This is a genomic window from Halogeometricum sp. S1BR25-6 (genome assembly GCF_031624495.1).
Taxonomy (GTDB): domain Archaea; phylum Halobacteriota; class Halobacteria; order Halobacteriales; family Haloferacaceae; genus Halogeometricum; species Halogeometricum salsisoli.
Genome location: NZ_JAMQOP010000001.1, coordinates 1136057 through 1162200 on the forward strand (window position 1 = coordinate 1136057; position 26144 = coordinate 1162200).

A 26144-nucleotide genomic window follows, 5' to 3' on the forward strand; every position below is an offset into this window, starting at 1 on the left:
CCGCTCAGTCGCGTCTGAACGACCGAAAGACTCGCCGGCCTCGTCTTTCGAGATTCGGACACTCCACCACTACGTTCAGTCGTGTCTGAACGACCGCCGGCCGGTGAACGCCATCGCGATGCCGCGTTCGTCCGCGGCGGCGATGACGTCCTCGTCGTTCACGGAGCCGCCGGGCTGAATGACGGCCTCGACGCCGGCGTCTGCGGCCTCCTCGATACCGTCCGGGAACGGGAAGAAGGCGTCCGAGGCCATCACGGTCCCCTCGGGACCCTTGCCCTCGGCGTGTTCCTCGGCCTTCATGGCGGCGAGGCGGACGGCGTCGACGCGGGAGACCTGTCCCATCCCGATACCGACGGTTTCCGTCCCGTCGGCGAACAGGATGCCGTTGGACTTCACGTGTTTGAGCACCTTCCACGCGAACAGCATCGTCTCCAGTTGCTCGTCGGTGGGTTCGGTCTCGGTGACGACCTCCAAATCGTCGACGGTCGGGGCCCAGAGGTCGCGTTCCTGCACGAGTCGGCCGCCGACGAGCGGTTTCTCGGTGAGTCGGTCCGTGCGCTCGCCCAACTCGCCCACGTCCAGCACGCGGAGGTTCTCCTTTCCGGTCAGCACGTCGAGGGCGGCGTCGGTGTACCCCGGCGCGACGACGACCTCCTTGAACGAGTCGACGATCAGTTCCGCCGTCTCGGCGTCGCACTCGCGGTTCAGGGCGACGATGCCGCCGAAGGCGCTCATCGCGTCCGTCGAGAGGGCGTCGGCGTACGCCTCCGCCAGCGAGTCGGCGGCGGCACAGCCGGCGGGGTTGGCGTGTTTGATGACCGCCGCGGCGGGTTCGTCGAACTCCTTGATGAGGTTGAGCGCGCCGTCGGCGTCGTTGTAGTTGTTGTACGACAGCGCTTTCGCCCCCTCGTTCAGTTGCGCGGCGCGGACGACGGAGGCCTCCTCGCAGGCGTCGTCGGCGTAGACGGCGGCGTCCTGGTGGGGGTTCTCGCCGTAGCGGAGTTCGGCGGCCTTGTCGTCGGAGACGAGGCGGCGTTCGGGGAAGTCGCCGCCGCGGTCGCCGTCGACGGTCACCGTCCCGTCCTCGACGTCGACGCGTCCCTCGGCGAACCAGCGGACCGCACGCGGGTACGCCGCGAACTCGCCCTCGCGGAGGACGCGCCCTTTGAGGGAGTCCTCGTCGTCGTCCTCGTAGACGGGGACGGCCTCCTGGGTGACGATAGGGCCGGCGTCGACGTCCTCGGTGACGACGTGGACCGTACAGCCGGTGGTGCGGACGCCGGCGTCGAGCACCTGTTCGTGGGCGTCCATGCCGGGGAACGACGGGAGCAGCGAGGGGTGGACGTTGAGCGCCGTCGGCGTCCCCTCGACGAACGTCTCGGTGAGGATGCGCATGTAGCCGTCGAGGCAGACGAGGTCGAAGTCGTACCCCGAGAGACACTCGAGGACGCGGCGCTCGTGGGATTCGCGTGACTCCTCGGCGTCGCGTTCGACGACCTCCGTGGGAATCCCGCGTTCGGAGGCGGCGTCGAGGACGGGGGCGCCCTCCTCGTTCGCGAGGACGACGGCGAGTTCCGCCCCGCCGGGCGCTCGCTCGTCGATGTGCAGGAGGTTCCGCCCGCGATTGCTCGCCAGACCGGCAATCTTGGTCATGTGAAGAGTGCCTCGGGCCGGGAGAAAAACAGTTGCGGTCCTCGCCCGCCCGATATGCACGTTCGAGCATATAAAACGGGATATGAGCGCGCGGGCACCCGGAATGTATGCACGAGAGTGGGATAGTCCATCGACACGCTTTTGCGTCACCCGGCGGCATCCTCGCGCATGGACGACCTCTCCCGCTCGGACCCGCTCGCCGCCGTGTCGCCCTTGGACGGCCGATACGCCGGTCGAACCGAACCGCTCGTTCCGTACGCCAGCGAGGCCGCCCTCATGCGCGCCCGCGTCCGCGTCGAGGCCAAGTACCTGCTGGCGCTCTCGGACCTCGACGCGACGCCGCTGTCGCTCTCCGAGTCGGAGCGCGAGTCGGTTCTGGCGCTCCCCGAGGAGTTCGACGGCGAGGACGCCCGCCTCGTGAAGCGCCTCGAAACCGAGGGCGCGGCGGGGTACGCCGCGACGAATCACGACGTGAAGGCCGTCGAGTACTTCATCCGGACGGAGACGGACGAGCGGGTCCACCCGTGGATTCACTTCGGACTCACGAGCGAGGACGTGAACAACCTCGCGCAGCGACTGCTCGCCAAGCCGGCCGTCGAGGACGTGCTCGTTCCGGCCGTCGAAGACGTCAGAGACGAACTCGCGGCCCTCGCCCGAGAGTACCGCGCGACGCCGATGCTCGCGCGGACGCACGGTCAGCCCGCGACGCCGACCACGTTCGGGAAAGAGATGGCCGTCTACGCTGCCCGACTCGGGACGCAACTCGGGCGCGTCAAGGAGGCGGCGGGGGAACTGTCGGGTAAACTCGCCGGCGCGTCGGGAACGTACGCGGCGCACGTCGCCGCCTACCCCGAGGTGGACTGGCGGGCGTTCTCCCGCGAGTTCGTCGAGGGCCTCGGCCTCGAACACACCGCGCTGACGACGCAGGTGAACCCCTGCGACGACCTCTCGACCCTGTTCGACGCCCTCCGCGGCGTCGACAACGTCCTCCTCGACCTGGACCGCGACGTGTGGCTGTACGTCTCCCAGCGCTACCTCGGACAGGAGACCACCGAGGGCGAGACGGGGTCGTCGACGATGCCGCACAAGGTGAACCCCATCGACTTCGAAAACAGCGAAGGAAACCTCTCGAAGGCCAACTCCGACCTCTCGTTTCTCGCGGACTACGTGACGAACTCCCGCCTCCAGCGGGACCTCTCGGACTCGACGGTCAAGCGGAATATCGGGTCGGCGTTCGCCCACTGTCTCATCGGCTACGGGAAGACGGCCGCCGGTCTCCGGAAGGTGGTGCCGAACGAGCGAGTCATGCGCGAAGAACTGGAAGCCCACCCCGAACTCATCGGCGAGGCGGTCCAGACCATCCTCCGGCGCGAGGGCGACACCGAGGCGTACGAGCGGGTGAAGGAACTCACGCGCGGACGCGACGTGACGTTGGAGGACTTCCGCGACCTGTTCGACGAACTCGACGTCGAGGAGTCCGTCCGCGAGGAGTTGCGGGCGCTGTCGCCGACGACGTACGTCGGACTCGGCGAGGAACTCGTGGACGAACTGTAGGTCTGGGCTCGGGTCCACGCCGGATTCGGAGGACGGGGAGACGGTCCCCGTAGAATACTCGGCTACTGATAGTTCATCGGAGGGTGGTGGATACAGCGCGCGAGTCGGTCACAGGCTCGGCACCTGTCTGAGAGAACCGAATCGCTCAAAACAGGAAGGGCCGCAAGTCGTTCGAGACGTGGGACGTACGGCAACTTGGTTCGGTCATGCAAGTGACTCTGCCAAACCGTTATCCGGCTCTGTTACGAATATCTGAGTAACGGAACTACGGCTGCGCACTCTGTGTTCGCGCCCCCCAAGATGAAGGGGCCATTTGAACCGGGATACCCGGTTGAGGAGGCAGTCTCCTCGTTCACCTCGCGTGGGAGTCACGCGGAACATATCATTCAGAACGCTTGTTCCGCAACAGCATCAGTCACGCATGACAGTACCCGCGTATCCAACTCATAGAACCGACAGTACACCCCGGTCGTCGGACAGCTCGTCCGTCCACCCATTCACCGCTTGGAGGAGAAGCCCCGATGAGCGTCGTACTTGAGTTCACGCTCCCCTCGGATTCGTTTCCGTTCGGACGGTCCACGAGCGGGGACCCGAGCGTCCGAGTCCAACTCGAACGCCTCGTTCCTCTCAAAGAATCCCGCATCCCTTTCCTGTGGGCGACGGGCAAAGCGTTCGACCAGTTCGAACAGCACCTTCGAGACAGCGCCGTAGTCGAACATCTCGAGGCCGTCACGCGACTCGGCGAGAGCGTCCTCTATTACGTCGAGTGGGACACGGACAAGGAAACGTTTCTGAACGGTCTCAGCGAACACGACGGGGCGATCATGGACGCCCACGGCGATTCCGAGTGGTCGTTCACCGTTCGCTTCCGGAGCCACGCCGACTTGACGCGGTTTCATCAGTTCTATCAGGCCCACAACTACCCCGTTCACATCGACCGCGTGTACGCCCCCGACGAAGCCTCCCGGACGGAGTACGGCTTCGGCCTCACGCCCGAACAGCGCGAGGCGCTGACGATGGCTGTCCAAGAGGGCTACTTCTCCGTCCCCCGAGAGACGAAACTCGACGAGATCGCCGACCAGTTGGGCATCAGTAGACAAGCCACCTCCGAGCGCGTCCGGCGCGGAGCCGAAACGGTCCTCCGAAAATCGCTGATTGGTCTCGTCGCTGAGAATTTCGAGCCGGTCGACGAGTCGTGAGACCAGTTCTACTTAAAGCGGCTTTCCATATCCGGTAGGAAGAGACGGAGAAGGATATGTCAGGCAGACAGTTGAATCGGACAGGTGAACCACAGATGAACGATGCGGATAGAAGAGCTCACCTCCGATTCGGTGTTCCGGTGCCTCGCAGACGAACGTCGACGGCACATCCTCGGCTACTTTCGGAACAACGACGGCGATACCGCATCGTTCGACGACCTCGTCGACTACGTGACCCAGCGGGAGGGACAGCCGACGGCACCGGACAGAGAGACCGTCGCCATCGACCTGTACCACCGCCATCTTCCGATGCTGGCCAACTACGGCGTTATCGACGTCGATGACCGAACCGAGAGCGTCCGGTACACCGGTGACGGAAAGATAGAGGCCGTGTTGGGTGACGAGCCCGGTCGGTCGATCCGTGCTCCAGAGGCGGCGGATGACTGATGCTCCGTATCCAGCGTGTGGCGTTCGCGTCCCGCTTGACGATCGCTTCTGGTAATCAACCGCTTAGCAGTAACCTCGTATAACAATGTCAAAGACAACATCTGGATGGCCGGAACGGGATGGAATGGTACTCAGACACTGCTCGAACTGCGGAGGGGAACGCGAGCACGAGATATCGCTGACGATTACGACGGCGATACGGCGCGACAACGTGAAGCCGGAGAACGAGAAATGCGCCAGAAAGCCCCACAGAGTCTACGAGTGCGCATACTGCGGTCGCGCACACCCCGAACGAGCGTAGCTTACAGTCTACTGCGATACCTCCTCGTTGGAGATAGATAACCGGACAGTCGGAGCTAATAGCCTCTTTCTCTGGGATGGTGGTCGGTACTACAGACCGAATGCCCCGTCTCCACGAAGTGCTCTATCGACCGCCTGTTGAACTCACAGGGCGTCAGATCACCCGAATCACTCACTGACCAGCTACACTGCTGGCACACAATCTCCACAGTGAATGTTAACAGGCCGCACATATGAATCCTCCGTCCATCGCTGTTGCAGTGAGATGCGCGTCGTCGGAAGAGACGTAAACGACGGCAGACTGACTGTTATCGTAGGATGAACGTCGCCTCTGGGGAGGCGACGTAGTCTGGTCGATAGCTGACCGGTTGGGATCGGGGGCCACAGACCAGTGTCCACCAGCGGGGGTATCCAGAGTGAGTGATTCGCCGTGGATACGCGGATGGTCGACCCGACTTCCGTCTGGTGGATATCCTCAGATTAGAGAGGTAGACCAGTGAGCGCCGGGGTTGTTAGTAAGCGCCGTTCAAATACGGAAGGCTAACTGTCGCGACTATCGCTCAGAACGTCGAGAACCGGAGGACTCGTTCGCGGACGCTGGTCACGCCGAAAGATGTCCTGGGAGAAGGAGATAGTATGTCAGGCCACGCCGTTGATACCGGCGGGAACCTTCTCCGTCGGACGCTTGATGTTCCGGTCGATCCGAACGAATCCGTTCGCGCTGTGACTGAAACGGATTGAAGTGTCGCCGTACCGAGCGAGGTAGTTTCATCAAGAACCGAGGCAAGTGGGCGAATGTACGCTTGCCGAACAGACGAGGAGAGACACGCCAGCGACGGAGTGTTGGGGTTCGATAATAGCAGTAACTGATGAGTATAATCGATCACCCCCGTCACAGCGAGCGGTGTTTCGACGATGCTGAAGAGACAGATAGGAATCGGGTAGGTTATATCTTGGTTCGATATCTGCACTCCTCGAAAGCGGCCGGTCTACCAAAACGCTCACTGTCCAGTAGAGCGAGTTCGCGTCTTCCGAATAACTGATGTGAGGCTTCTATGGCATAGTCGGGTCAGAAACAACCGCTCAACACGCAGTCTCACTCAGCAGTTAGTTCAGTGTGGGTCGGACGGAATAAACGAATCCTCAGTGATGAGTACATCCTCTCTATTCAGCGTGCCAGTGCTGTCAGCACCCGAAGACTTCGACAGAACCGGAGAGGAGGGAAGACGGAGATGCGACACGTCCGGTGAGCGCCGACTCGGGCTGGAGTTCGTGAGTGACGCCGCGGGCTGGCGCGGCGCGGCCCTCACCGTGCATCTTCCTTTACTCATCATAGAATAAATCTTTTGGTGACTGGGGTCGTAGCGACTGCACATGAGAGCTATCGCAGTGAAGCAGGGCGAGAACCGTCCGGCGCTCGTGGACAAACCGCGTCCGACGCCGTCGGCGGGTCAAGCCCTCGTTCGCACCCTCTTCGTCGGCGTGGACGGCACCGACCACGAGGTCATCGCGGGCGGGCACGGCGGGGTCCCGGAGGGCGAAGACCACCTCGTCCTCGGCCACGAGGCCGTCGGCGTCGTCGAGGACCCGAACGGCACCCGGTTCGAGGCGGGCGACGTGGTCGTTCCGACGGTCCGGCGGCCGCCGAACGGCGAGAACGAGTACTTCGAGCGCGGCGAACCCGACATGGCGCCCGAGGGGATGTACCACGAACGCGGCATCCTCGGCGCGCACGGCTTCATGGCGGAGTACTTCGTGAGCGAGGAGGAGTTTCTCGTGGAGGTTCCGGCGTCGCTCGCGGACCTCGGCTTTCTCGTCGAACCGGTATCCATCGCCGAGAAGGCGGTCGAACTCGCCTACGCCTCCCGGTCGAGTTTCACGTGGGAACCCGAGGCCGGGGCCGTCCTCGGCAACGGGAGCCTCGGACTGTTGACGCTGGCGCTCCTGCGCGACAAACTCGGGTACGAGCGCCTGTACTGTCTCGGCCGCCGGGACCGACCCGACCCGACCATTGACATCATCGAGGAACTCGGAGCGACGTACGTCGACTCCCGCGAGACGCCCGCCGACCGGATGTCGGAGGCGTTCGAGCCGATGGACTTCGTCTTCGAGGCGACGGGCTACGCGAAACACGCCTTCGAGAGCGTCCACGCCCTCGCGCCGAACGGCGTCGCGGCGCTCCTCGGCGTCCCCGGCCCGTGGGAGTTCGAGGTGGACGGCGGGTCGCTGCACAACGAACTCGTCATGCAGAACAAGGCGCTCGTCGGGAGCGTCAACTCGCACGTGCGCCACTTCGAGTCGGCCGTCGACACGCTGGCGGAACTCCCGCCGTGGTTCACGGACGCCTTAGTCACGAACGTCTACGGCCTCGACGAGTTCGCGTCAGCGTTCGACGACGACGATACCACTATAAAAACTGCCGTTCAATTCGGTACGTATGAAGAACGTCGATGATCTCATCGAGAGCGCGGCAGAGCTCGCGGACCGCGGGTTGTCGAAGGGGGAAATCGCGGACGAACTGAACGTCTCGCGGGAGACGGCCAGTTGGCTCGTCGACCGCAGCGGCGCGTCGAGCCCAGAGCGGGCGGCGACCGCGACCGAGACGAGCGGTCCGCAGGACATCCACGTCGACTGGAGCGCCATCGGCCGGGACTCGAAACGCATGGGGTACGTCGCGCGCGCGATGTCAGACCTGTTGGAGGGGGAAGGCGACGAGGTCGACCTCACCATCGGTATCGAGAAGGCGGGGGTGCCGCTGGCGACCGTCGTCGCGCAGGAACTCGACACCGACCTCGGGACGTACGCGCCCGCGAAGCACCAGTGGGAGGAAGGGGACATGGACGACCTGGGCGGGTCGTTCTCGCGGAACTTCTCGGAGATACGCGACCGCCAGTGCTACGTCGTCGACGACACCGTCACCTCGGGGACGACGATGAAAGAGACCATCGACGCCATCCGCGAGGAGGGCGGCCGTCCCGTCGCCTGCGTCGTCATCGTGGACAAACAGGGTCTCGAAGAGATAGACGACGTGCCCGTCTACTCGCTCATCGACGTGGTCGGCGTCGGCCGGGAGTAGTCGCTCCCTTCCGGCGCCCCGAGCGCCGCCGATTCGGGGCGCCGACGACGCAACCCATTTGACGCGCCGTCACCTATCTTCGCGCATGACGTTCCAACCCGGCAGCGATCTGTCCGACGAGGAGATCCGAGAGCGCGTCGACGACCTCATCGAGTCGAACGAGGTGGTGCTGTTCATGAAGGGCAACCGTCTGATGCCGCAGTGCGGCTACTCCGCCCGCGCGGTCGAACTCCTCGGCAAGCACCGCGAGGAGTTCGAGACGGTGGACGTCCTCCCCGCCCTCGACGCCTACCGCGCCGCCCTGAACGAACACAGCGGCTGGGAGACCATCCCGCAGGCGTACGTCGAAGGGGAGTTCGTCGGGGGGAGCGACATCCTCTCGGAACTCGACGAGCGCGGCGAACTCGGCGAGACCGTCTCGGCCTAATCCGCCCACGGGAGTTGTATTTCGCTTCGCGCGACCGAATCAAAGAGTAGGCCTAATAAGTTCGCAGGCCGTACAGTAACACAGGTATCGACGTCGCGCCGCCGCGCGCCAGCACTAACCGATACTGCTCCAACAATGTCAGGCCGCGTATTCCGACTCCACTCAACGCTCGAACTGCCACTCGAAGACGTCATGGAGTTCTTCGAGAACGACCCCGACCTCCCGCCGGAGGTCGAGGACGTGGAAGTCACCCGCCGGAACAACACGCTCATACTCAAGGCCGTCGCGGCCGACGACAACCTCAGCAAGTACACCCCGACGGCGCAACTCAAAGCGAGCGTCACCGAAAATCGGGTGTACGAGGAGGAACCACCTCGCGCGGGCGCCCCGCGGTGGGGCGAGGAGGAAGAGGAGATTCCCTCCGAACTCGTCGAGTTCGCGTGTTTCAAAGGCGACCGGGAGACGGTTCTCCAGAACACCGCCCTCCAGTACCCGATGTTCCTCGTGCTCCGCGAACTCGCGATGATCGCCGAAAAGGGGACGCTCACCGCCATCACCGAGTACGACGGTGAACTCGACGCCACGCGCATCGTCGAGGGCGAGGAGCGCCCGGCGACCATCGAAGTCGTCGAGAACCCCTCGAAGGGCGGGTCGGGCGGCGGCGGCGTCAACTGGCGCGACAACAAGTTCATCAGCTAACGACCCCGTCTGACGCAGTCCCGACGTCTGTTCTCCTCGCAGCGGCGTTCGCTCCGAAGTAACGGTGCCTGCGACTCCGAGAGTCGACAGAGATTTCCGCCGCCGGCCTATCTCGACACCCGGATGGTGGACGACGACCGTCGCGAGACGATAGTCTCGCACTTTTTCGGTGGGATGCGCGGGGGCGACGAACGGGTGAACGGGGGGCGCTCGCGCGCCGACTCGGGGAGCAGAGCGGAGACGGAGACGAGGACCGGATGACCGACGAGCGACGCCGCCTCCCGAGTCGCACGTCGGCGCGTCGGGGACTTCGCCTCGCCGTGCTTGCTCTCATCGCTCTCACGCTGCTGTCCGCCGGCGTCTCGTTCCTGACGTACGACCCCGTCGACGCCGCCGGGGGCGCGGCCGTGAACGAACCTACCGGCGCCGCCGCCGACACCGGCGTCGGCGCCCCTCGCGTCGTCGCCACCGTCGACGGCGTGGGTCCGGGTCAGATCGTCGCCTACGACGCCGACGGACGGGTCGTCTACCGGAACGACTCGCTGACGCTGTACCACGACGTCGACCCGACGCCCGGAACGGACCGAACGGTGACGTACGTCGCCTCCGACGTGGCCGCCGTCGACGCCTGCGCGGGCGAGGCCTGCCTGCGGAACGTCATCGAGCGGGTGAACCTCACCACCGGCGAGGTGACCCGGGTGTACGAACGCGTCCACCGGCGCAACGGGTCGACGCAGATACACGACGTCGACCGGGTGAACGACTCGACGTTCCTCGTCGCCGACATCAGCTACCCCGACCGGGTGTACATGGTGAACGTCACGACGGGCGAAACCGTCTGGCAGTGGCGCGCCTCGGAGGCGTTCGCCCCCGAGAGCGGCGGGAGCTACCCCGCCGACTGGACGCACGTCAACGACGTGGAGATGCTCCCGGACGGCCGCGTCATGGTGAACCTCCGGAACCAGGACCAAGTCGTGTTCATCGAACCCGGCGAGGGGGTGCAGTCCAACTGGACGCTCGGCGCCGACGGTAAGCACGGCGTCCTCTTCGAGGCGCACAACCCCGACTACATCCCCGAGTCGCGGGGCGGCCCGGCCGTCGTCGTCGCCGACTCGGAGAACAACCGCCTCGTCGAGTTTCAACGGACGGACGGGTCGTGGACGCGGAGTTGGACGTGGCGGGACACGACCCTCCAGTGGCCGCGGGACGCGGACCGCCTTCCCTCCGGCCGGACGCTCGTCGCCGACTCGCACGGCGAACGCCTCCTGAGCGTCCGACCGAACGGCGCTATCGCGTGGTCGAAGCGGTTCCCCACCGGGAGTTACGACGTGGAGCTTCTCGGCACGGGCGACGAGAGCGCCGGCGGGAGCAGCGCGGCGCAACTTAACCTCCGGTCCCGGCGGCCGAGTTCGCTCGTCCGGGACGGGAATACCTCGATGCGGGGCGCGGCGGTGGGTCCGTCGCTCGCCGCGACGCCCCCGGTGAACGCCGCCTTGGGTGACGGAGAGTCGGTCGGCGCTCGACTGGCCGGAGCGGCCGGGCCCGCGGTCGAGTACGTCCGCTACTCGCTCGTCTCCGTCGTTTCGCCCCGCGTCCTCCACGGTCTTCTGTACGTCCTCCCGCCGTGGGTGTCGCCACTCGACGTGACGCTCGCGCTCGGAACGGGAGTCGTCGGCGCGCTCTGGGCTGTCACGGCCGCGACGATGCGGTTCTCCTTGCGCGGCCGGCCCCGTTCGGAGTGAGCCGCGACCGACTCCCGCACGCTGCGGGTCGCACGCGCGTCGGAAACTGCTATCGCCGCACGGAAGTCGTTCGCACGGCCTGACCAGGATGAAAGACGCTTTAGGGCTGTAATTAGATGTAATTACTGTATGCCGGAAGGCTTCCCCGACTACCTCGACGTCGACTACACGGACGGCGAAGGAGAGAACCCCGACGACTATCCGTCCATCCAGGACAAAATAGAGAAAGCAATCGAGGTCACGAAGGACGGCCTCGAACAGTACGAGAACCCCGTCGTGATGTGGACGGGCGGAAAAGACTCCACGCTCTGTCTGTACTTCATCAAGGAGGTCGCAGAGAAGCACGGCTACGAGGTACCGCCGGCCGTCTTCATCGACCACTACCAGCACTTCGACGAGATTCACGACTTCGTCGACAAGTGGGCCGACGAGTGGGACCTCGAGGTCATCTACGCCCGCAACGAGGACGTCGGCGCCTACGTCGACGAACACGGCCTCGAACCCGGCGACGACATCCCCGTCGACGAACTCTCCGAGCACAACCAGCACCACATCCGCAACCTGCTGGAGTACGAGGACGACACGTTCCCGTTCCTGCTCGACACCTACGTCGGCAACCACCTCCTGAAGACGGTGGCGCTGAACGACGCCCTCGAAGAGTACGACGTCGACGGCGTCATCTCCGGCGTCCGCTGGGACGAACAGGAAGCCCGCGCCGACGAGACGTTCTTCTCGCCGCGGCACGACCCCGACATCTACCCGCCGCACGACCGCATTCAACCCATCCTCCAGTTCGACGAGGCGTCCGTCTGGGACGCGTTCTGGAACTTCGTCGTTCCGGACACCGTCGAGGGCTACCCCGACGACGGCTACGTTCCGCAGTCGGCCGACGACCTGCCGAACGACCTGACGCAGGACGACATCCCCGTCTCGCCGAAGTACTTCGCCGGCTTCCGCTCGCTGGGCAGCGAGGTGTCCACCGACAAGACCACCGAGGAACCGGCGTGGCTGCAGGACATGGAGAACACGACCGAGCGCGCGGGCCGCGCCCAGGACAAAGAGGACCTGATGGAACGCCTGCGCGACCTCGGCTACATGTGAAGTCGGGACGCACGCGAACGCGCGCGTCCGCCCGGTGAACGAGGCGGACGTTCATTTTTCGAGCGTTCGGTCTCGAGCGACGCGTACGAGTCGTGCGAACGAATGACCACGCAAAGCTAGATATCCTCGCCGCGCGATAGGTCACACCGATGACTCCCTCTTTCCCCTCGTACGTGACGCTCGACTACGACGCCGGCTGCGGCGAGAGCGCCGACGACTACCCGACGCTCGAAGACAAGATGGGCAAGGCCGTCGAGGTGACGCGCGAAGCCCTCGAACAGTACGAGCGACCCGCCGTCATGTGGACCGGCGGGAAGGACTCCACCGTCGTTCTCTACGTCGTCCGCGAAGTCGCGGCCGAGATGGGCGTCGACGTCCCGCCCGTCGTGTTCATCGACCACTTCGAGCACTTCCCCGAAACCGTCGCGTTCGTCGAGCGCTGGACCGATGCGTGGGACCTCGACCTCGTGGTCGCCAAGAACGAGGACTTCGTCCGCCTCGGGGCCGCCCCCGGCGACGAGATACCCCTCGCGGACCTCTCGGAGACGAACCGCCGCGAACTCGAACGCCTGGAGTACGAGGGGGAGACCCTCACCCTCGACGCCGACTCATTCGAGGGGAACCACCTGCTGAAGACGGTGGCGCTGAACGACGTGATATCGGAACACGAGTTCGACGGTATCTTCTCCGGCGTCCGCTGGGACGAACAGGAGTCCCGCGCCGACGAGACGTTCTTCTCGCCGCGGCACGACTCCGAGAAGTACCCGCCGCACGACCGCGTCCACTCCATCCTCCAGTTCGAGGAGGCCGACGTCTGGGCGGCGTTCTGGAACTACATCGTCCCCGACGCGACCCACGGCTACCCGACGGGTCACGCCCCCGAGAACGTCGAGGACTTCCCCGAGGGAATCGAGGCGGCGGACGTCCCCGTCTCGCCGAAGTACTTCGAGGGGTTCCGCTCGCTCGGCACCGAGTCGGGGTCGGCGAAGTCCGACGACCGCCCGGCGTGGGTGCAGGACCTCGGCGCGAGCAAGGAGCGGGAGGGCCGCGCGCAGGACAAAGAGGACCTGATGGGTCGCCTGCGCGACCTCGGCTACATGTAATCCGGCGCCGCGACCCCCCGACGGCCCCCGCGGAACCGGAGGAGGTATACGAGCCTCCGCTCTACCGCCCCCAATGACCGAATCCGGCGACTGGGTCGGCCTCTTCTCCGGCGGCAAGGACTCCTCGTGGGCGCTCTACCGCGCGCTGGAGGCGGGATTGAACGTCACCCGACTGCTGACCGTCCACCCCGGCGAGGACTCCGAGTCCTACATGTACCACGTCCCGGCGACGCATCTCGCGTCGCTGGCGGCCGAGAGCGTCGGCATCGACCTCGTGGAGGTGACGCCCGAGGACCTCGGAGCGACGGACGCGACGGACTCGGGCGAACAGGGCGACGCCGAACTCGAACCGCTCGAAGCGGCGCTTCGGGACCTCTCTTCGGACCTCAACCTCGCGGGCGTCACCGCCGGCGCCATCGAGAGCGAGTTCCAGACGAACCGCATCCAGGCGATGTGCGACCGCCTCGACATCGACCTGTTCGCGCCGCTCTGGCGGGAGAACCCCCGCGAACTCGGCGAGGCGATGCTCGACGCCGGGTTCGAGATCACAATCGTGCAGGTCGCGGCGCACGGTCTCGACGAGTCGTGGCTCGGCCGAACGCTCGACCGGGAGGCGCTGGACGAACTGGTCGAACTGCAGGAGCGCTACGGCGTCCACCCCCTCGGCGAAGGCGGCGAGTTCGAGACGTTCGTCACGGACGCCCCGCACATGTCCCGCCCCATTGAACTGGAGTACGAGACGGTCTGGGAGGGGACGCGCGGCCGCATCGACGTGACGGACGCGCGACTCGGCGAGCGAGCGGGTGCGGGTAAAAACGAGAACGAAGACGAAGCGTAGTCGCAGGCGAGGCGGGTCGGCGTCGTCGCCGTCCCGCTTCCCGTTGTTATTCGAGGTGCGAGTGCGCGCCGATGAGGGCGTTCGAGAGGTCGAGGTTCTCGATGTGGGTGTCCTCGTCGACGATGGTGTTTCGGATGTCCGCGTTCCGGATGATGGAGTCCTTGAAGATGACCGTCTTCTCCAGCGTCGAGTCCTCGACGACGCTGTTGGCCATGACGTGGACGTTCTCGCCGAGGTCGCTGTTCTCGACGCTCGCCGTCTCGTGGACGAAGTTCTCGCCGCCGAGATACCACGACACCGCGTCGAGGTAGCTCTCGGGCGTCCCGATGTCGAACCAGGCGCCGTCGAACGTGAACGCGTGTACGTCGCCCTTACCCTGGAGCCACTGGATGAACCAGCCCGGTTCGTCGGGGTTGTTGCCGCCGGTGAGGTACTCGTCGAACTTCGGCAGCGTCTCCGCCGGGAACGCGTAGCAGGCGATAGAGACGAGCGTGCTGTTCGGTTCCTCGGGTTTCTCCTGGAAGTTGACCACTCGGTCGCCCTCCAGTTCGACGAGGCCGTAGGATTTAGCCCGCTCCTTCGACCCCACGTCGTAGGCGGCGATAGAGGGGGTGTTCTTCTCCTCGAAGAAGTCGACGAACTCGCTCACGTCGAACGACAGCAGGTTGTCGCCGGCGATGACGACGAGGTCCTCCTCGACGTTCTCGCGGTCGATGAGTTGTTCGAGCGCACCGACGACGCCGAACTTCTCGTCCTCCTCGACCGTCTCCTCGACGGAGAGCGTCGGTTTCTCGAACGGCGAGTCCGCGAGGTACTCTTCGAACACCTCCTCGAAGCGCTCGTTCGTGCTGACGAACACCTCCGAGACACGGTCGTCCTCCTCTAGATCCTCGAAGATGACGTCTATCACCGTCTCTTCGCCCACCGGTAGAAACATCTTGGGGCGGTGTTTCGTGATGGGCCACATTCGCGTCGCGTACCCTCCTGCAAGGACGACTGCCTTCATGCTCGAATGGACTTACCGCTCTGTCAAGTTCTTTTCCCATCCTGCCCATTTCGTGATACTAATTTCGAACCACTGCGACGGGTCGAATCGGAAAGCGGACGGAAGGACTAACCACCGCTCGGTGCCTACCCGAGGACATGTCGGAGTCGGACTCGGACGCGACGACGCGGCAGCGAATCGCCGACGCCCTGCGGGAGGGACCGCAAACGGCGAGCGAACTATCGGAGACGGTGGGCGTCTCCCAGTCGTCGGCGTATCACCACCTGAGACACGTCGCCCAGTCGGTCGAGTCGGCGGGCGACGAGCGGTTCCTCGTCGCGCCGCCGGAGTGCCGCGAGTGCGGCTTCTCGGCGTTCGACGACCCGGTGAACTACCCCTCGCGGTGCCCGGACTGCCGCTCGGAGCGCATCGAGGAGGCCGTGTTCAAAATCGAGTGACGAGTCAGAAGTCGGCTACCTCGCGGTTGTGGTAGTCGAGAAACCGCGCGTCGAGGGCGTGGTCCCCGCGGACGAACAGCGTCTCACCGTCGACGGCGGCGTCGTAGGCGTGCGCGATGCGGTAGGATTCGGGGTCGACGGCGACGGTGCCGTAGTCGAAGTCGGCGTGGTGGTTCGGACAGAGGACGAGGAGGTTCGACTCGGCGTCGGGTCCGTCGTGCGGCCGGCCGAGCGGTCTGACGTGGTGAGCCTCGGCGTACCCGTCGTCCTCGCCGGCCCCCCGCCGTCGCGTCTCTCCGCACACTTGGCACGCGAAATCGTACCGGCGCTTCAACGCCGTCGCCAACGGCGTGTTCCGGACGATTCGGGTGCGGGTCGTCTCGACTCGTTCCGGCGCGTCGAGGTCCGACGCCGCCTCTTCGCGGTCGATTCCCTCTCGTTTCTCGCTGCGCCGTTGGAGGGTGAACTGGTAGACCGTCCGACCCCCGTATTCGACTTCGTCGCAGGCCAAGACGTCGACCTGTCCCTGGTACTCCCACGCCGACTCACCCTCCCCGCGGTGGAAGAAGAATATCGGAAGCGGCGACTCCGCGGCGTTCGCCAGGTAGCGGTTGCCGCCCGTGAGCGTCTGGTCTCCGTTCTGTCCCTCGCCGACGTACGTGAACTGACCGCCGGTCACGTCGTCCTCGTACGGTCCGGCATCGGTCGAGAACAGGCGCAGATACCGCTGACGTCTGTCGTCGTCGTCGTAGCAGATTTCGATGCCGCGCCCGGTCATCCGCCGGTCGAACGCCTCGCGCAGTTCGGCGGCTTCGTACGCGGCGCCGGGTTCGAGTTCGAGGTCCGCGAGTCTCACGTCGCTCCGGTCCCGCCGCGACCGCAAAAAGATTGGCCGTGCGAACTGTCTCCGTGCGCTACGCCTCGATACCGAGTTCGTCGAGCAGCGTCTCGGCCGCGGCGTGCGAGGAACCGGGACCGCGCGCGGTCACGAGGTCGCCGTCGACGGTGACGCTCGCGTCCTTATCGAGTTCGGCGTCCCAGACGCCGCCGGCGGCCTTCACCTCGTCTTCGACCCAGTAGGGGAGTTTCCGGCCGTCGGGCATCAGGTCGTTCTCGTCGACGATGCCCTCCTCCCACTCGTTGGGGAAGCCGGTGACCTCGCGGTCCTCGACGAGGAAGCCGCCGTCCGCCTCGCGCGTGAAGCCGAGCAGGCCGACGGCGTGGCAGACGACGAGCGCCTTCCCGTCGTCGCCGCCGACGGCGCTCAGGAGCGCCTGCCGGGCGTGGCGGTCCTGGTTGATGTCCCACGCGGTGCCGTGCCCGCCGGGGAACACGACGACGTCGTAGTCCGTCGCGTCCACCGTCGCTATCGGTTCGGGGTTCGCCAGTCGTTCGTCGTTCTCGTGGACCTCCAACACTGCCTCGGACGTCTCCTCGCCGACTTCGTCGGGGTCGACCGAGCGCTCGTCGACGACCGGTTTCTCGCCCGTCGGCGTCGCCACGGTGACGTCGACGCCGGCGTCCGAGAGCGTGGTCAACGGCTCGGTGCACTCTTCGCCCCAGTAGCCCGCCTCGCTGACGATGAACAGCGCTGTCGTATCTGACATGGTGTCTCCCCGTACGGACGCGCGAGGAAAAAGCGACCCGGCACCGGAACCCCCGTTCCCCTTCGCGCTACCGCTCGACGTTCGCCGGCCGTTCCAGCGCGCGTTCGTCGCGGGCGGTGAGAAAGCACGCAGAGCGGTGACCGTCCCCGTGGTCGGTGAACTCGGGTGTCGACTCCTCGCACGGGGTGACGAACGCCGACGCGAGCGCTTCCCCGGCTTCCGCCTCCGCTCCGTTCACCAGCAGGTCGAACGCGTCCCCGAGGCGTCGCTCGGCCGCGTCGTCCGACAGTCGGTCGGGGAGGCCGAAGTCGTCCCGAATCTCCCGTTCGACGGCCGCGTCCGGCGCCGTTTCGTCGCCCCCGTTGTCTCGGTCCGCGTCGACGGACTCGCGGACCGCCTCGACGTCGACGGCGCCGGCGACCACCTCGTCGCGGAAGTTCAGGAGCGAGCGCCAGTGGGACTGTTCGAGGTCGTACTCGTCGGACTGAATCACGCGGTGACAGCGCGTGTGGAACCGACACCCCGACGGCGGGTCGACGGGACTCGGCACCTTCCCCGTCAGGTCGATTCCCTTCCGTCGCTGTCTCGGGTCCGGCGTCGGAATCGCCGAGAGCAGCGCCTCGGTGTAGGGGTGCTGCGGGTTCGAGAACACCTCCTCGGTCTCCCCGATTTCGACGATTTTGCCGAGGTACATGACGGCGACCCGGTCGCAGACGTCTCTGACGACGGACATGTCGTGGCTGATGAACAGCATCGACAGCCCGTAGCGCTCCTGCAGGCGGTCGACGAGCGAGAGTATCTCCGCGCGGACGGAGACGTCGAGTGCGCTCACCGGTTCGTCGGCGATGACCAGTTCCGGGTTGAGCACGAGCGCTCGGGCGAGGCCGATGCGCTGTTTCTGCCCGCCGGAGAACTCGTGGGGGTAGCGGTCGTAGTCGCCCGCCGAGAGGCCGACGTCTTCGAGGAGGTTCTCGACTATTTCGCGGCGCCGCGCTCTGTCCGTCATCCCGTGGACCGCGAGCGACTCGGCGACGGAGCTTCCGACCGTCATCCGCGGGTCGAGGCTGGAGGAGGGGTCTTGGAAGATCATCTGCGCGTCCCGGCGGAACGCCTTCAGTTCCGCTTCGTCGAACTGCGTGACGTCCCGCGGACCCTCGCCGCGGCCGCCGTCGAACAGCACCTGTCCCCCCGTCGGCTCCTCCAACCGGACGATGGACGACGCCGCGGTCGACTTCCCGCACCCGGACTCGCCGACGAGGCCGAGCGTCTCCCCGCGCGCGATGTCGAAGCTGATGCCGTCGACGGCCCGCGCGGCGCCGACCTGCCGGGAGAGGATACCCTCGGTGATGGGGTAGTGCTTCTCCAGGTTCCGGACCGAGAGGAGCGGTCGGTCAGTCATCGGCGGTCCTCCCGGTCGCCGTCGGTTCGTCGTCGGTCGACCCGACGATGGCCGACTCGTCGAACCCCTCGCCGTAGTACACACAGGAGACGCGGTGACTCTCCGAGAGGACGTGTTCGGGCGGCTGCTCGCCGACGGTGCACTCCTCGACCGCGTGCGGACAGCGGGGGGCGAACCGACAGCCGTCGGGCGGGTCGACCGGGTTCGGAAGCGTCCCCTCGATGCCGCCGGCGGCTCGGCCCCCGCCGGGGAGACAGTCGATGAGCGCGCGCGTGTACGGGTGCGAGGGGGTCTCGAATATCTCGTAGACGTCGCCGCGCTCCATCACCTTCCCGGCGTACATGACGACGACCCGGTCGGCTATCTCCGCGACGACGCCGAGGTCGTGCGTGATGAACAGGATGCCCATGCCGTACTCCTGCTGGAGGTCGGCGACGAGGTCCAGAATCTGGCTCTGAACGGTCACGTCCAGCGCCGTCGTCGGTTCGTCGGCGACGAGCAGGTCCGGGTTCGTGGCCAGCGCCATCGCGATCATCACGCGCTGTTTCTGCCCGCCGGAGAACTCGTGCGGGTAGTCGTCGAACCGCGCCGCGGCGTTGGCGATGCCGACTCGCTCTAGGAGGTCGACCGCCCGCTCTCTGGCCGCCTTCTTCCCGACGTCCTCGTGGACCTGAATCGCCTCGACGATCTGCCAGCCCACCGTGTAGCAGTGGTTGAGCGCGTCCTGCGGGTTCTGAAACACGTGGCTGATGTCAGCCCCTCGGACGCGCCGCAGCGCCGATTCCGGCGCGCGCGCGAGGTCCACGTAGCCGCGGGTTATCTCGCCGTTCGTCCGCTCCTCGACGACGACGAACCGGTCGTCGTTGGGGGCGGGGTCGGCCTCGCCGCGACCGGTCGGGTCGGCGGCGTCGACCACCCGCTTCGGGAACCGCTCGGCGAACTCGCGGACGGTCTCTATCTCGCCGAACCGAATCGACCCCTCGACGGTTCCCGGCGGCGAGGGAATCAGCCGCGTCACCGACTCGCTGGCGACGGTCTTCCCGCTTCCCGACTCGCCGACGATGCAGACCGTCTCGCCCCGGCGGACGTCGAAGTCGACGCCGTCGACGGCGGTGAGGAGGCCGGCGTCGGTGTCGAACGTCGTCCGCAGGCCCTCGACCGAGAGCAGCGGTCTGTCCGTGCGCGCGTTCGCATTTGCGTTCGTGTTCGTGGCTGTATTCGGATTCATGTTCACGACTCCGCCTCCGCGCGCGCCTCGGGGTTCAGCGCGTCCAACAGCGCGTCGCCGAGGAAGTTGAACGCGAGGATGGTCAAAAAGAGGACGAGTCCCGGCGCCAGCGTGATCCACGGCGCGTACGAGAGGTGGTCCCGTCCGATGCTGATGAGTTGGCCCCACGACGCGACGCTCGTATCGCCCAGTCCGAGGAACGACAACTGCGCCTCCGCGAGGAGGAACGCCGGAATCAGCAGCGTCGCGTCGGTGATGATGCTGCTCGCGGTGTTCGGGACGAGGTGTCGTCGGATGGTGCGGTACGTTCCGGCGCCGCTGAGACGACTCGCCTTCATGTACTCCTCTTGGGTCTTCGCGAGCGCGTTACTCCGCACGTAGCGCGCGGTCCCCTCCCACGAGAACAGGCCAAACAGGATGACCATCGTGAACAGGTCGCCGCCCCACGTGTAGATGATGAGCAGGTAGAGCACGAGCGTCGGGAACGACTGCTGGACGTCGACGTAGCGCATCAGCACCTCGTCGACCATCCCGCCGGCGTACGCGCTGACAGTACCGACGCTCGCGCCGATGACGACGGCCATCAGCGTCGCGATGAGTCCGACTTTCATCGATACCTGCATCCCGTACACGATCATCGCGAAGATGTCGCGCCCGTCGGGGGTGGTTCCGAGCGGGTGCTGCCACGTCCCCTGACAGACGCCGCCGGCGGCCTCGCCGACGCACTCGATGACGTAGTTCCGCTGAATCTCCATGAACACGGGCGGCTGGAACTGCCGGAGCAGTTCCGACTCGGGCGGACTGATAAGGAGCGGTCCGAGGATGCCGCCGACGAAGACGGCGGCGAGGAAGGCGAGGCTGACGACCGCCGGGCGGTTCTTCTTGAACTCCGCCCAGTAGTAGCGCGTCATCCGCTTGTTCCGGTACAGGGGAAGGATGCCGTAGAACCCGACAAACAGCAGCGACAGCGCGAGCAGCCAATCGAGCCGCGTCACGTCGTAGCCCCAGCCGACGGCGGCGAACGTTGCCGTGCGGTCGGGGACGGCGACGTAGTCGTAGATAAATAGCGCGGCGAGTCCCGCGAGTATCGCGGCGAGGGCGACGAGGCTCTTCGTCACCTCCCGTCCGCTCTCGCTCGTTATCTCGTCCCAGTCGACCGTGTCGAACCGCGGTGAGTCTTGCGTGGCCATTATCTATCGTCGAAGCTGATTCGCGGGTCCAGTACGGTGTACACGAGGTCCTGCAGGAGGTTGCCGATGGTCGCGACGAACACGAAAAACAGCGACGTGCCGAGCACGACGCTCGTGTCCTGGGCGACGATGGCGCGGTAGAGGAGTCGCCCGAGACCGGGTATCGAAAACACCACCTCGACGAGTATCGACGACCCCGTGAACAGCGCCAGCAACTGCGCGACCATCGTCGTCGAGAGGGGGACCATCGTCGGTCTGAGGACGTGTCGCGCGTAGATGCGGAACGTCGAGACGCCCTTCGCGCGCGCCGTCTTCACGAAGTCGGCGTTCATGAACTCCGAGGACTCGTTGCGCGAGACGCGCATGATGCCTCCGATGGACCCTGTCACCAACACGAACACCGGTATCGCGAGCTGAATCGCGTTCTCGACGCTGAACACCGGCACGCCCGTGTTGTACGTGATGGGAATCCAGCCCAACTCCACCCCGAAGATGAGGAGGAGGATGATACCGAAGAAGAAGTTCGGTATCGCGTAGCCGAAGAAGGCGAACCCCGTCGCGAGGTGGTCCTTCCAGGAGTACTGGTTGGCCGACGAGTAGAGTCCGACCAGCGGTCCCAGCGTGACGACGAGCAGCGTCCACGGCACGGAGTACTGGACGGTGTAGTACAGCGCTTCGGTCACCGCCTCCGTCACCGGTTGTGCCCTAGAGTCGGACCACCCCCAGTTCAGCGTGTAGATGTTGGTCATGTAGCCGATGTACTGTTCGTGCAGCGGTCTGTCCAGTCCGCGGAGCTGTCGGACCCTATCCTGTGCCTCTGCGGGGTTGTCGCCCGCGAGCGCGGCCTGTTGGGCCGCCTGCTGTACTTCGGGGTTCGGCGCGGCGGTGAGCAGTCCCCACGTCACCGAGACGATGATGAACGTGACGACGAACGACCACGCGACCCGACGAGCGATGTACCATCCGAGTCCCATGTTGTTGTCTCTGTAAGTTGTCTGAAAGGGCGGTCGTCTGCGATGCGTCTACCGGGCGCGGAGCGAGTTTACTCGTTGCGGTACCACGTCGGGAAGTCCCACCCGCTGAAGAAGTTCTCCGCGGGGCCGACGATGCCGGCGGAGTAGCCGACGGTGTCGGCGGGGAACGCGAGCATCCCCATCGGCTGGTCCTCGGCGACGTTCTTGAATATCTCCGTGAAGATGGGCTGGAGTTCCTCCTCGCTGGCCGCGCTGTTCGCCCGCTGGAACAGTTCCTCGGCGTTCCACGAGGGGTAGTAGCCGTACGGGTTGTACGAGGAGTCGCGCGAGAAGAACACGCTCGCCGTCGTCGGGTTCAGCGGATAGGTGTTGAGACCGAACACGACGCTCATGTCCCACGGGTTCGCGCTCGTCACCTCGCGGGGGCCGGCGTTGTACGGCCCGTTGGACCACTCGTACTGGTCCGGGTCGTCGGGGACCTGCTGCTGCCAGTAGTTGTTGGTGAACTGGGTGCCGTCGATGGCCTGCACGTTCACCTGAATCCCGGCGTTGTCGCCGAACTCCTGTGCGATGTACTGGGCCATGTTGCGCTCGGTGTTCTGCCCGGCGCTGTGGTACAGGCTCAGTTCGACCTGGTCGCCGCTCGGGGTGAGCAGTTGCCCGTCGTTGCCGTAGCTGTAGTCGGTGTCGGAGATGGCCTCTCGAATCCGGCTTCGCGTCGCCTCCGGACCGTAGAGGTCGCCCGTCCCGAACTGCATGATTTCGCTCTCGTCGGGGTACCACTGCGACCACTGGGGCTGCCAGGTGTACTGCACCTGCGCGTAGTCGCGGAACACGCCCTGAACGAGCGCCTGCTTGTTGACCGCACAGCCGAGTCCCTGTCGGAACTTCTTCTTCTGGAAGAGGTTGCCGGGACCCGCATTCCAGCCGTTGTCGCGCATGTTGTAGACGCAGACTTCGTTGAACGGCTGGGGAATCTGGTAGACGTCGACGCCGTCCATCCCGTCGAACTCGGTGACGCGGTTCGGCGGCACCGCGACGCTGTCGGTCTGTCCCGCTTCGAGCGCACCCAGGCGGGCCGCCTGCTCCTGGGTGACCTGCACTTCGAGTTCCTCGAAGTAGGGGGCGTTGCCGAAGCGGTCCGGCACGTCTTCGGCCTCCCTGAGGTAGTAGTTCTCGTTTCGGGTGAACGTGATATTGCTCGACCGGTTCCACTGGTCGAGCGAGTACGCGCCGAGGTTCCCCCCCTCGACGAATTGGAGTTCGGTGAGTTCCGGGTTGTTCTCCAATCCTTGGGCGTCCTGCTCGCCGACGAACGGTTCGAGGAGGGCCTTGGGAACCGGGTAGAGGAGAGGGTCGTACGTCTCGGGGTACAGTGGGTTCGGGTTCGGAAGTTCGATCTGGAACTCGTAGGTGCCGGTCTGCTCGACGTTCACCTCGCTCGGCCACGAGGAGGCGTCGGCCGTCGCGGCCCAGTCGCTCTGGTGGAGTTCCGTGATCTGATAGACGAAGTCCTCGGCGGTCACCTCGCCGTAGTCGCCGCCGAACTGCAGTCCCTCGCGGACGCTGGCGACCCACACGTCGCCGCCGTCGGTCGTCAGGTCGTACAGTTGGGGGAAGTACTCCGTGCCGGGCCGGAAGCCGTAGCCCAAATCGAGCGCGTAGGAGACGACGTCCGCCGCGCCCTGTTCGTTGTTGTACAGCGGGTTCAGCGTCGCCAGCGACCCCGAGATGTCCGTTCGGTACGTGCCGCTGACGTCGGGGAGTTCGTCCATCGCGGTGTTCGTCCCCTCCGCGGTCCCGAGTTCGGAGCCGTCGGTCGCGGTCGCCGACTCCGTCCCCGTGCTCGCGTTCCCGTCGTCGCCGCTACAGCCGGCTAGTCCGGTCACGCCTGCCACACCTAGCGCTTTGAGCCAGCTCCGACGGTTGATTCCGTTTCGCTCGCCGTCGCCGCCTCGTTCGTGCATCCGTGACACAGTCTGGAAAAAATAGACAGCGCGTTATCACTCTTCCGGAGCGATTCGGTAGGAACTCGTTCGGTGATTTCTAACGTTGTTGGACGGGTGGTCGAGGATATCCTACAGAGTAGACGAACGGAAGGTTCGTCGGGCAGAATATATCACGGTTTACTGTTTACGACTGGTTCGGCGAAACGGGGCGTCAACCGGGGCGGTCAGTCGTCGCCGTCCTCGTCGACGATGACCACTTCGCCGTCCTCGACGGCGACGTTGATGAGCGTCTTGACGTGGTGGTCGGTGTCGTCGAGTTCGTTCGGGCCGGCCTTCTTGATGACGGCGACGGTGTCGACGACGTCCGCGCCCGTCGACTTCAGGGCGTCGAGCACGGCGCACATCGTCCCGCCCGTCGAGAGTACGTCGTCGAGGACGAGGACGCGGTCGCCCGCCGACACGTCGTTGATGTACATGTCGTTCTCCGAGTAACCGGTCTGCTGGCTCAAAGACACCTCGCCGTCGAGACCGTACTGGCGCTTGCGGATGACGACGAGGGGAATGTCGGTCATCAGCGAGACGGCGGTCGAGATGTGGATGCCCATCGCCGCCGGGGTGACGATCTTGTCGACGTCTTCGAGGTCGGCCTTCCGGATGATCCGGATGACTATCTCGCGGAGGAGGCCGGGTTCGAGCATCGGCACCCCGTCGCTGATGGGGTGGACGAAGTACTCGTAGTCCCCTTTCTCGATAATCGGCGCTTCGAGGAGCGACCGCCGCAACTGGTCCATGTCGCCGGTTCATCGGTTCGGGAATAAAAGCTGGCGGTTCGTTCCCCGCGTACGAGCCGTCCGCACGGTTCGTGCCACCGCCTCACGCGGTCGCTCAGATGCCGAGCAGTTCCATCGCGGCGCGGACGAGTGGTTCTTCGCGTTCGCCGGGATGGACCAGGAGAACCATCCCGCGGCCGCCACAGTACACCTGAAGCAGTTTCCGGCCGTCGAGCATCCCCGATTTGTACTCCACGCGCTTCTGGGTCGGGCGCAGACCTGCGAACAGGCCGTATCGGACGAACTCCTCGCGCATCTCCTCGGCCAACTTCGAGATGGTCGCGGTGAGCGACGGTCGGTCGCCGTACGACGCCGAGAGCGCGTCGCTCACGTGAAACAGGTCGAACGACGTCGCGCCGTAGACGGCGACGAGGTCCAACGGTTCGTCGGCCGCCCGACGCAACGTCCGCATCGTTACGTCGCGGTTCGGACCGGGCCAGTTCGCGCTCTTCATCTGGGCGGGGTCACGTATCATACGCCTTCTCCCTCGTCCCGACGCGGGAGTCTCCCATCCCCCGAATCCACGCCTGGAATATTCACGATGCCTTGATTTTTCTATGAATGTATAAATCTTAGGAGAAATGTTTGCGAGATAGGAATAGTTCGTCGAGCGAGCTGTCGGTGCGGCGCCGTCGGTGCGGCGCCGTCGGACGCGACGGCGGCCGGTTCCGACGGAATCGGGTCCGAGTCAGGCGTCGTCGTCCGCGTCGGACAGTCCCGCCTCCTCGTCCTCGTCTAAGAATCCTTGGTACGGGCAGATGAACTCGTCGCGGATCAGCTGTTCGTCGGCGATTTTGAGCCCCAGCGCGTCCAGTTCCTTGCTGATTCGGTTGAGGTCGTCGTGGTTCCGCCCGATGGCGTTCACGTAGACGTTGCGCTCCCCGGTCATAATCTCGCGGACGGCCGTCACGCCCCGGATGTCCCTCGCCCCGTTCGCGAGCGCGTCCCGGTCCGGAACGGGCGCCGTGCAGATGATCTTAGTGTACAGCGGGTACCCGGCGAGGTCGTAGTCGATGTCGACGTGGTAGCCGCGGATAATTCCGCTGTCTTCCAGCTTGTTGAGTCGCGTTCGGACGGTGCTCGACGACAGGCCGAGTTGCTCCGCGATGTCCGTGGAGGACGTCGCCCTCGCGTCCTGCTGGAGGTAGTATAAGATGTGCCGGTCGACGGAGTCCAGTTCGCCGTCTTTCATCGATGGTGGATGGTGGCGCGCTCGAACGGTATAGTCTTGTTCTGTTGCCCGGTCCGTCGTTCACCCGCGAGGCGCGAGCGTCGCCGCACATATTATGACGGTAACCGACATCTATGACGTATCAATCGTCGACCCGTCAAAATAACCCGCTAATTTATTGCCTCCCGTCGACGAGAGAGAACGAGATTGATTC

The 26144-nt window shown here is 65.3% G+C and carries 26 protein-coding genes; 14 read left to right on the plus strand and 12 right to left on the minus strand.

Features of this window, described 5'->3' with window-relative positions:
• Positions 1-75: 75 nt before the first annotated feature.
• Entirely contained in the window at positions 76-1653 is a 1578-nt protein-coding gene (purH, locus tag NDI76_RS05930) for a bifunctional phosphoribosylaminoimidazolecarboxamide formyltransferase/IMP cyclohydrolase (protein WP_310923084.1), read from the minus strand.
• Between the two features lie 168 nt (positions 1654-1821).
• On the opposite strand from purH, the gene purB reads away from it, so the two are divergent.
• From purB to NDI76_RS05990, 13 genes are all read left to right on the plus strand, one after another.
• Positions 1822-3207 carry an adenylosuccinate lyase gene (gene purB / locus NDI76_RS05935; RefSeq protein ID WP_310923085.1) on the plus strand — a complete coding sequence of 462 codons (1386 nt, stop codon included), beginning with the start codon at positions 1822-1824 and terminating at the stop codon, positions 3205-3207.
• 521 nt (positions 3208-3728) lie between these two features.
• Positions 3729-4406, plus strand: coding sequence for a helix-turn-helix domain-containing protein (locus NDI76_RS05940; RefSeq protein ID WP_310923086.1), 678 nt, complete (start codon positions 3729-3731; stop codon positions 4404-4406).
• 102 nt (positions 4407-4508) lie between these two features.
• Positions 4509-4853 carry a DUF7344 domain-containing protein gene (locus NDI76_RS05945; RefSeq protein ID WP_310923087.1) on the plus strand — a complete coding sequence of 115 codons (345 nt, stop codon included), beginning with the start codon at positions 4509-4511 and terminating at the stop codon, positions 4851-4853.
• Positions 4854-4977: 124 nt separating this feature from the next.
• The gene (locus tag NDI76_RS22815) at positions 4978-5154 is read left to right on the plus strand and encodes a DUF7835 family putative zinc beta-ribbon protein (RefSeq protein WP_484494585.1); all 177 of its coding nucleotides are present in this window, start codon (positions 4978-4980) and stop codon (positions 5152-5154) included.
• A gap of 1373 nt (positions 5155-6527) precedes the next feature.
• The gene (locus tag NDI76_RS05950; protein ID WP_310923088.1) at positions 6528-7607 is read left to right on the plus strand and encodes a glucose 1-dehydrogenase; all 1080 of its coding nucleotides are present in this window, start codon (positions 6528-6530) and stop codon (positions 7605-7607) included.
• The gene (gfcR, locus tag NDI76_RS05955; RefSeq protein WP_310923089.1) at positions 7591-8229 is read left to right on the plus strand and encodes a transcriptional regulator GfcR; all 639 of its coding nucleotides are present in this window, start codon (positions 7591-7593) and stop codon (positions 8227-8229) included. Before NDI76_RS05950 ends, gfcR begins: the two co-directional genes overlap by 17 nt.
• 85 nt (positions 8230-8314) lie before the next feature.
• Positions 8315-8656, plus strand: a complete 342-nt coding sequence (locus NDI76_RS05960) for a glutaredoxin family protein (RefSeq protein ID WP_310923090.1) — start codon at positions 8315-8317, stop codon at positions 8654-8656.
• Positions 8657-8791: 135 nt separating this feature from the next.
• Positions 8792-9355, plus strand: coding sequence for a DUF7110 family protein (locus tag NDI76_RS05965; protein ID WP_310923091.1), 564 nt, complete (start codon positions 8792-8794; stop codon positions 9353-9355).
• 123 nt (positions 9356-9478) lie between these two features.
• A complete protein-coding gene (locus tag NDI76_RS05970; protein ID WP_310923092.1) occupies positions 9479-9616 on the plus strand; it encodes a hypothetical protein in 138 nt (45 codons plus the stop codon).
• On the plus strand, positions 9613-11097 hold the full coding sequence (locus tag NDI76_RS05975) for an aryl-sulfate sulfotransferase (RefSeq protein ID WP_310923093.1): 1485 nt from the start codon (positions 9613-9615) through the stop codon (positions 11095-11097). The genes NDI76_RS05970 and NDI76_RS05975 overlap by 4 nt, the downstream gene beginning before the upstream one ends.
• Positions 11098-11226: 129 nt before the next feature.
• On the plus strand, positions 11227-12198 hold the full coding sequence (locus NDI76_RS05980) for a phosphoadenosine phosphosulfate reductase family protein (RefSeq protein WP_310923094.1): 972 nt from the start codon (positions 11227-11229) through the stop codon (positions 12196-12198).
• A gap of 149 nt (positions 12199-12347) precedes the next feature.
• The gene (locus tag NDI76_RS05985; protein ID WP_310923095.1) at positions 12348-13301 is read left to right on the plus strand and encodes a phosphoadenosine phosphosulfate reductase family protein; all 954 of its coding nucleotides are present in this window, start codon (positions 12348-12350) and stop codon (positions 13299-13301) included.
• 73 nt (positions 13302-13374) lie between these two features.
• Positions 13375-14139, plus strand: a complete 765-nt coding sequence (locus NDI76_RS05990) for a diphthine--ammonia ligase (protein WP_310923096.1) — start codon at positions 13375-13377, stop codon at positions 14137-14139.
• A 46-nt stretch (positions 14140-14185) separates the two neighbouring features.
• On the opposite strand, the gene NDI76_RS05995 is transcribed toward NDI76_RS05990, so the two are convergent.
• Positions 14186-15145 carry a nucleotidyltransferase family protein gene (locus NDI76_RS05995; RefSeq protein ID WP_310923097.1) on the minus strand — a complete coding sequence of 320 codons (960 nt, stop codon included), beginning with the start codon at positions 15143-15145 and terminating at the stop codon, positions 14186-14188.
• Between the two features lie 137 nt (positions 15146-15282).
• Here NDI76_RS05995 and NDI76_RS06000 point away from each other — a divergent pair, with 137 nt between their 5' ends.
• Positions 15283-15582: a transcriptional regulator gene (locus NDI76_RS06000; protein WP_310923098.1), complete on the plus strand. Its 300-nt coding sequence runs from the start codon at positions 15283-15285 to the stop codon at positions 15580-15582.
• 4 nt (positions 15583-15586) lie between these two features.
• On the opposite strand, the gene NDI76_RS06005 is transcribed toward NDI76_RS06000, so the two are convergent.
• From NDI76_RS06005 to NDI76_RS06050, 10 genes are all read right to left on the minus strand, one after another.
• A complete protein-coding gene (locus NDI76_RS06005) occupies positions 15587-16438 on the minus strand; it encodes an SRA domain-containing endonuclease (protein WP_310923099.1) in 852 nt (283 codons plus the stop codon).
• Positions 16439-16496: 58 nt separating this feature from the next.
• The gene (locus NDI76_RS06010; RefSeq protein ID WP_310923100.1) at positions 16497-17189 is read right to left on the minus strand and encodes a type 1 glutamine amidotransferase domain-containing protein; all 693 of its coding nucleotides are present in this window, start codon (positions 17187-17189) and stop codon (positions 16497-16499) included.
• 67 nt (positions 17190-17256) lie between these two features.
• On the minus strand, positions 17257-18588 hold the full coding sequence (locus tag NDI76_RS06015) for an ABC transporter ATP-binding protein (protein WP_310923101.1): 1332 nt from the start codon (positions 18586-18588) through the stop codon (positions 17257-17259).
• Positions 18581-19816, minus strand: coding sequence for an ABC transporter ATP-binding protein (locus tag NDI76_RS06020; protein WP_310923102.1), 1236 nt, complete (start codon positions 19814-19816; stop codon positions 18581-18583). The genes NDI76_RS06015 and NDI76_RS06020 overlap by 8 nt, the downstream gene beginning before the upstream one ends.
• Before the next feature lie 2 nt (positions 19817-19818).
• Complete coding sequence (locus NDI76_RS06025; protein ID WP_310923103.1) at positions 19819-21006, minus strand: ABC transporter permease; 1188 nt, start codon at positions 21004-21006, stop codon at positions 19819-19821.
• Positions 21006-21980, minus strand: coding sequence for an ABC transporter permease (locus NDI76_RS06030; protein ID WP_310923104.1), 975 nt, complete (start codon positions 21978-21980; stop codon positions 21006-21008). The genes NDI76_RS06025 and NDI76_RS06030 overlap by 1 nt, the downstream gene beginning before the upstream one ends.
• Before the next feature lie 68 nt (positions 21981-22048).
• Positions 22049-23947 (minus strand): ABC transporter substrate-binding protein, encoded by a 1899-nt coding sequence (locus NDI76_RS06035; protein WP_310923875.1) that lies wholly within the window; start codon positions 23945-23947, stop codon positions 22049-22051.
• 206 nt (positions 23948-24153) lie between these two features.
• Positions 24154-24720, minus strand: coding sequence for a hypoxanthine/guanine phosphoribosyltransferase (hpt, locus tag NDI76_RS06040; RefSeq protein ID WP_310923105.1), 567 nt, complete (start codon positions 24718-24720; stop codon positions 24154-24156).
• 94 nt (positions 24721-24814) lie between these two features.
• Positions 24815-25213, minus strand: a complete 399-nt coding sequence (locus NDI76_RS06045; RefSeq protein ID WP_310923876.1) for a hypothetical protein — start codon at positions 25211-25213, stop codon at positions 24815-24817.
• Between the two features lie 234 nt (positions 25214-25447).
• Positions 25448-25951, minus strand: coding sequence for an Lrp/AsnC family transcriptional regulator (locus NDI76_RS06050; RefSeq protein WP_310923106.1), 504 nt, complete (start codon positions 25949-25951; stop codon positions 25448-25450).
• Between the last annotated feature and the right edge of the window lie 193 nt (positions 25952-26144).